Below are 6,615 nucleotides of genomic sequence, written 5' to 3'. Positions count from 1 at the left end.
CATTAAAAAAGGCCGCCTAAGCGACCTTTTTCACAGTGTTACTGCAATCTGTAGATTATTCTACGATTGTAGCTACAACACCAGCACCAACTGTACGGCCACCTTCACGGATAGCGAAGCGTAAACCTTCGTCCATCGCGATTGGAGCGATTAGCTCTACAGTCATCTTGATGTTGTCACCAGGCATTACCATTTCAACGCCGTCTGGTAACTGTACGTCACCTGTTACGTCAGTTGTACGGAAGTAGAACTGTGGACGGTAACCTTTGAAGAATGGCGTGTGACGACCACCTTCATCTTTAGAAAGTACGTATACTTCTGAAGTGAACTTCGTGTGTGGAGTGATTGAACCAGGCTTCGCTAGTACTTGACCACGTTCAACGTCTTCACGCTTAGTACCACGTAGAAGTGCACCGATGTTCTCACCCGCACGACCTTCGTCTAGAAGCTTACGGAACATCTCAACACCTGTACACGTTGTCTTCGTAGTTTCTTTGATACCTACGATTTCAACTTCGTCATTCACGTTGATGATACCAGCTTCAACACGGCCAGTTACAACTGTACCACGACCTTGGATTGAGAATACGTCTTCGATAGGCATGATGAATGGCTTATCGATGTCACGCTCTGGCTCTGGGATGTAAGAATCTAGTGCTTCTGCAAGCTCAACGATTTTGTCTTCCCACTCTTTCTCGCCTTCTAACGCTTTAAGCGCAGAACCTTGGATTAGTGGTAAGTCATCACCTGGGAAGTCGTACTCAGAAAGAAGTTCACGAACTTCCATCTCAACTAGCTCAAGTAGCTCTTCGTCGTCAACCATGTCACATTTGTTCATGAATACGATGATGTAAGGTACACCAACCTGACGAGAAAGTAGGATGTGCTCACGAGTTTGTGGCATAGGACCGTCAGTCGCAGCAACTACTAGGATTGCGCCGTCCATTTGAGCAGCACCTGTGATCATGTTTTTAACATAATCGGCGTGTCCTGGACAGTCTACGTGTGCGTAGTGACGAGTTGGTGTATCGTACTCAACGTGTGAAGTTGAGATTGTGATACCACGCTCACGCTCTTCTGGAGCGTTATCGATTGATGCGAAGTCTTTCGCTACACCACCGTATACTTTTGCAAGTACGTTAGTGATTGCTGCAGTTAGGGTAGTTTTACCGTGGTCAACGTGGCCGATTGTACCTACGTTTACGTGCGGTTTTACGCGTTCAAACTTTTCTTTTGCCATGACGGAACCTATCAGTTTTGTGTATCTAGATTACATATGAAAATAATCCACCGAGGGTAGATTAATTTAATTTTTTCAAATTTCAAATAGTTTTTTCTGACAGATAAAGGAAGAAATTAAGATGAGTTCTCGATACTGGTGCTGATAGGCAGATTTGAACTGCCGACCTCACCCTTACCAAGGGTGCGCTCTACCAACTGAGCTATATCAGCAACACCAGAGTCTGGAGCGGGCAGCGGGAATCGAACCCGCATCATCAGCTTGGAAGGCTGAGGTAATAGCCATTATACGATGCCCGCATAGAAACCTGTTCTTAAACTACCTCTAACCGTCAAGAATAAAGTGGTGGAGGGAGCTGGATTCGAACCAGCGAAGGCTGAGCCGTCAGATTTACAGTCTGATCCCTTTGGCCGCTCGGGAACCCCTCCACGAAAATTCTTTACTAAGTCACTTCCGGTAAAAGGAAAGTGGTGCCGACTATCCGAGTTGAACGGATGACCTACTGATTACAAGTCAGTTGCTCTACCAACTGAGCTAAGTCGGCACTGCTTTAGTACGGGGCGAGATTCTAAGGTAAGGTTTATTGTGATGCAACAATAAAATTAAAAAAAGTGTGATTTTGTGTGTTAAACGCTCACTATTCAGGCAAATTAGCGCTTTTTTACGGTTTTGCTGTCAGTTCTCGCCAATAATTAAGGCCCTTAAAAACCAATAGGCTATCAAATTGACTGTGAGAAAATGAATCAGCTAGCAATTTTCCATAGCCACCGGCAAACAACAAGATAACTGATGCACCACTTATGTGCTGCTTAGCTTGTTCAATAGCACCTAGCGTGGCCACCAGCGCACCATTTTTTAAACCATTCGGTGTATTACAGCCTAATTCAGGACTAAAAGGTATTTGTGCATCATCAAACACCCGCTTAGTGTTTTGGGTCAACGAGGTCGTCATTAAATCAAGGCCTGGTAATATCCATCCCCCCAAATGCGTACCTTCAGAGTTAAGTACATCAATCGTTGTAGCTGTACCGGCATCGATAATAATGCAGTTTTGCTGAGGATACTCTACAAAAGCAGCAATCACTGCTAACCAACGATCGATCCCTAAATTTTGATACTGCTGATAGGCGCAGCTTAAGGTGGCAAGCTCAGCCGTGACCACCGCTTCAAAGTTAGGAATGGAATGTTGTTGTGCTTGTACTAATAAAGGCCTGAGTAACTCTGCGCTCCCCACACACGCATAAACCAGTTCTTGTATTTGTGACCAAGGTATCGCGTTAAGTTCGCATGCCTGATAATGGTTACCATCAAACAAAACCGCTTTAATTGCGGTATTACCTACATCAACTAACAGTTTCATAACTCAGCCTTACGCAATGAAATTTCTCCACCATAATAGCTTTTTACTTCGCCATCTTGACGAATACGAACGCCACCTTGGCTGTCAATCCCTTCACAAATACCACGCCAACTCCGATGCCCTGTATTAAGCTCAACGTATTCATTTGCAAATGCGTTTAACTGATTCCACGTCAGATACATATCATTTAAGCCTGTTTGTTGATACTGCGCTAAACGTTTTTCTAAATAAAAACATAAGTAAGCCACCAGTTTATTTTTATCAAGTTCCTGAACATGTTGACTTAAGTCTGTCCATGCTTGGTCGATATGCTGACTGGCACTTTCTGGCATATGCAAATTAATACCTATGCCTATCACAAGCTGGCAAGGCCCCTGTGGCTGACCATCAAGCTCAACTAATACGCCTGCCAGTTTTTCACGGTTTAAGTAAATATCATTAGGCCATTTTAGCGCTATATCCAATTGATATAAGGCCTTAAGCGTGTCGTAAACAGCAAGCCCAACGGCAATAGATACACCCATAGCCGCTTGCAAGCCATCATCCAAACGCCAAAAATAGCTAAAATATAAATTTGCACCAAACGGAGACTGCCAAACACGCCCACGGCGACCTCTTCCTGCTTGCTGCATTTCTGCAACGAGTACGGTGCCGGACGTGAGTGGAATATCGCTTTGTAAGCGACGCATTAGCTCACTATTGGTAGAATCTATAATTGGCTGTACTTCGACATTAGCTGTGGTGCCACCCAACTCATTATAATGCTTGCCAATTTTATCTTTGTTCAGTAAGCCCGCACTATTATTAAGGCAATACCCTTTACCCGTGACCTTGAAAATATCGAGCCCCATTTCCTGCAAAGAGTGAATATGTTTACCCACTGCTGCGCGGCTGATACCGAGCTGCTCACCCAATTGCTGACCAGAAATAAAACCACCGGTATTCAGAGCCTGTAAAATTGCCAGTTTATTGCCGTCTGGCGCTTTCATGATGAAGCTCCCAATTCAATATGGCATTCACATTCGGCGTTAATCAGTCGCACTTCGTGTTGCAGAGCAATTTGATATTTTTGCCAGACCTGCTGCTGAATATGTTTCACCATTTTAATTAAGTCATCACCATTACTATTACCGTGATTCACTAACACCAATGCTTGCTGCTGATGAACCTCTACCCCTGCAACTTTATAGCCTTTTAAGCCAGCCTGCTCAATCAACCAGCCTGCCGCAACTTTATGATGCTCAGAATCGACAAAATAATGAGGCAAGTTTGGGTATTGTTGTAACAATAATGCTAGCTGCTCATTACTGATCACTGGGTTTTTGAAAAAACTGCCCGCATTCGCAAGTTCGCTTGGGTTAGGTAATTTACTGTTTCTAGTCGCAATGATTTGCTCAAACACTTGTTGTGGAGAAGGTTGTGTAAGTTTTTGCAATGGCCCATAACTTAGTACTGGCTGCCATTTTTTAGGTAAGAGTAATCCTACATGAGTGATCACCGCTTTATTTTTAAGTGCATGTTTAAAAATAGAGTCGCGATAGCTAAATTGGCACTCGTCTTTGGCTAAACGTTTAATCGTCTTTGTCGCAATATCAAAGTATTCAACATAGCTAACAAACTTTTCCAGTTCTACACCATATGCACCAATATTTTGCACAGGCGCGGCTCCCACAGTACCGGGGATCAGGGCTAGATTTTCAAGCCCAGGCATGCCATTAGCAATAGTCATAGCAACTAATTGATGCCAGTTCTCTCCAGCCGCCACATGAAATAAGAAAGCATCACTTTGTTCTTGAATTGCTACCCCTTTGGTTGTCATGTGAATCACTGAGCCTTGGTAGTCAGATAAAAATACCGTATTACTGCCTTCGCCTAAAATACAAAAAGGGACAGAAAAGTCTGTAGTTATAAGCTGATTCACATCATCGATTTGATAGAAGTGCTGGCATTGGCTTGGCAAAGAAAAGGTATGAAAAGATTGCAGGGACTGAGCCACAAAACGCCTCAAAGGTTACCGGTAACTAATCGCATTAGTGTAACCTATCGTCGCAAAATACGCATTAGATTGTAAAAATCACTCAACCCACTGCACTAATCATGTTATAAAACAGGCTCTTTTCATTACCGTTCTAGGGTTATTATGAAGTTTAAACCATTACTTTTAAGTCTTGCTATGGCCGGTGCTTGCTCTCAAGCAACTGCTGACGCAATCAGCCAGCACACTTACGCAAACTTAGATGACGTAACAACCACTCACCTATTACTAGATTTAGATGTTGATTTTGATGATAAGCAATTAGAAGGTTTTGTTGAGCATACGCTAGATTGGCATAATGCGACCAGCAAAACGCTTGTTCTTGATACCCGCGATTTAGATATCGACAAAGTCATGTATCAAGATGACAAAGGCAGCTGGCACAACGCTGACTTTACCCTTGCTGCACGTGATGACGTAAAGGGCTCAAAATTAACAATTAAATTTAAAAGCCAAGCGGTTAAAGCGCGTATTTACTACAACAGCCGTCCAGAAGCTTCAGGTTTACAGTGGTTAACACCAGAGCAAACAGCCAGTAAGTCACACCCCTTTATGTACAGCCAATCACAAGCAATTCACGCTCGTAGTTGGATCCCAGTACAAGATACGCCAGCAATGCGCGTGACGTACTCTGCTCGTATTCACACACCAAAAGATATTCGTGCGGTAATGAGTGCAGATAACAAAGATGCGCTCTATAAAGATGGTGACTATTTATTCAATATGCCACAACCCATCTCACCATACTTAATCGCAATTGGTGCGGGTAATCTAGAATTTAAAGCCATGTCTAAGCAAACCGGTATTTTTGCTGAACCAACTATTTTAGATGCATCTGTGGCTGAGTTTGACGACACGCAAGCGATGATCGATAAAACGAACGCGATGTATGGCGAATATGCATGGGGGCGCTATGACTTATTGATGCTACCACCAAGCTTCCCATTTGGTGGCATGGAAAACCCGCGTTTATCCTTCATCACTCCAACTGTTGTTGCTGGCGATAAAAGCTTAGTAAATCTAATTGCTCACGAGCTTGCTCACTCTTGGTCGGGTAACTTAGTGACGAATGCTACGTGGGAAGATTTATGGTTAAACGAAGGCTTCACGTCTTATGTTGAAAACCGCATCATGGAAGAAGTATTTGGTCGTGACCGTGCTGTGATGGAACAAGCGCTTGATGCCGCTGGCTTACGTAAACTCATTAAAACGTTACCGGCACCAGATACACGCCTTAACTTAAAACTTAATGGCCGTGATCCTGACGACGCATTTAGCTCAGTACCTTACACCAAAGGCCAGCTTTTCTTAATCTACCTAGAAAACAAGTTTGGTCGTGATAAGTTCGATCCATTTGTAAAAGCTTACTTCGATGAGTTTTCATTTAAGTCTTTAACAACAGCTCAGTTTGTTACTTACTTAAAAGCCAACTTAATCGAAAAATATCCAGGCATTGTCAGCATGGATAAAGTAAATGAGTGGATTTTTGAGCCTGGTTTACCAAGTGATGCACCAAACCCAACGTCTGATGCATTCGATAAAGTCGACGCAGTTACAAAAACATGGCTAAACGGTGAGATTAGCGCAGCTGACTTACCAACCGCGGATTGGTCTGTTCATGAGTGGCTACACTTTTTAAATAACCTACCTCGTGATTTAAGCATTGAGAAAATGACTGAGCTTGATAACCAGTTCAATCTAACGCAGTCAACTAATGCGGAGCGTGCTTTCGCATGGTTTATGTTAGCAGTCGGTAATGGTTATCAACCTATCTACCCTGCACTTGATAAGCACTTATCTGGTATTGGTCGCCGTAAGTTAATTGTGCCACTTTATAGAGCACTTATTAACAACGGTAAAAAAGACTGGGCGCATGATGTGTACTTAAAAGCCCGTGCGGGTTATCACCCACTTGCACAAGGTACCGTTGACGACTTATTCGCAAAATAATAAGTCAAGCACAAAAAAGGCGCTGAAAAT

5 protein-coding genes and 4 tRNA genes are annotated in these 6,615 nt (G+C 43.2%); 1 reads left to right on the top strand and 8 read right to left on the bottom strand.

The window, feature by feature from the left end:
- Window positions 1-55 precede the first annotated feature (55 nt).
- The 8 genes from tuf to murB form a co-directional block, all read right to left on the bottom strand.
- Entirely contained in the window at window positions 56-1,240 is a 1,185-nt protein-coding gene (gene tuf / locus PAARA_RS02735; protein ID WP_062567544.1) for an elongation factor Tu, read from the bottom strand.
- Window positions 1,241-1,376: 136 nt separating this feature from the next.
- A tRNA-Thr gene (locus PAARA_RS02730) sits at window positions 1,377-1,452 on the bottom strand.
- 12 nt (window positions 1,453-1,464) lie between these two features.
- Window positions 1,465-1,539 (bottom strand) — tRNA-Gly (locus PAARA_RS02725).
- Between the two features lie 44 nt (window positions 1,540-1,583).
- Window positions 1,584-1,668: transfer RNA gene (locus PAARA_RS02720), tRNA-Tyr, on the bottom strand.
- Between the two features lie 40 nt (window positions 1,669-1,708).
- A tRNA-Thr gene (locus tag PAARA_RS02715) sits at window positions 1,709-1,784 on the bottom strand.
- Between the two features lie 117 nt (window positions 1,785-1,901).
- Window positions 1,902-2,600 carry a type III pantothenate kinase gene (locus PAARA_RS02710; protein WP_062567543.1) on the bottom strand — a complete coding sequence of 233 codons (699 nt, stop codon included), beginning with the start codon at window positions 2,598-2,600 and terminating at the stop codon, window positions 1,902-1,904.
- Window positions 2,597-3,589 carry a bifunctional biotin--[acetyl-CoA-carboxylase] ligase/biotin operon repressor BirA gene (birA, locus tag PAARA_RS02705; RefSeq protein WP_062567542.1) on the bottom strand — a complete coding sequence of 331 codons (993 nt, stop codon included), beginning with the start codon at window positions 3,587-3,589 and terminating at the stop codon, window positions 2,597-2,599. Before birA ends, PAARA_RS02710 begins: the two co-directional genes overlap by 4 nt.
- Window positions 3,586-4,596 (bottom strand): UDP-N-acetylmuramate dehydrogenase, encoded by a 1,011-nt coding sequence (murB, locus tag PAARA_RS02700; protein WP_062567541.1) that lies wholly within the window; start codon window positions 4,594-4,596, stop codon window positions 3,586-3,588. The genes birA and murB overlap by 4 nt, the downstream gene beginning before the upstream one ends.
- 144 nt (window positions 4,597-4,740) lie before the next feature.
- Here murB and PAARA_RS02695 point away from each other — a divergent pair, with 144 nt between their 5' ends.
- The gene (locus PAARA_RS02695; RefSeq protein WP_062567540.1) at window positions 4,741-6,585 is read left to right on the top strand and encodes a M1 family metallopeptidase; all 1,845 of its coding nucleotides are present in this window, start codon (window positions 4,741-4,743) and stop codon (window positions 6,583-6,585) included.
- Window positions 6,586-6,615: the final 30 nt, after the last annotated feature.

This window comes from Pseudoalteromonas arabiensis (assembly GCF_001550155.1).
Lineage (GTDB): Bacteria > Pseudomonadota > Gammaproteobacteria > Enterobacterales > Alteromonadaceae > Pseudoalteromonas > Pseudoalteromonas arabiensis.
This window is presented reverse-complemented; position numbering and strand designations above follow the sequence as displayed.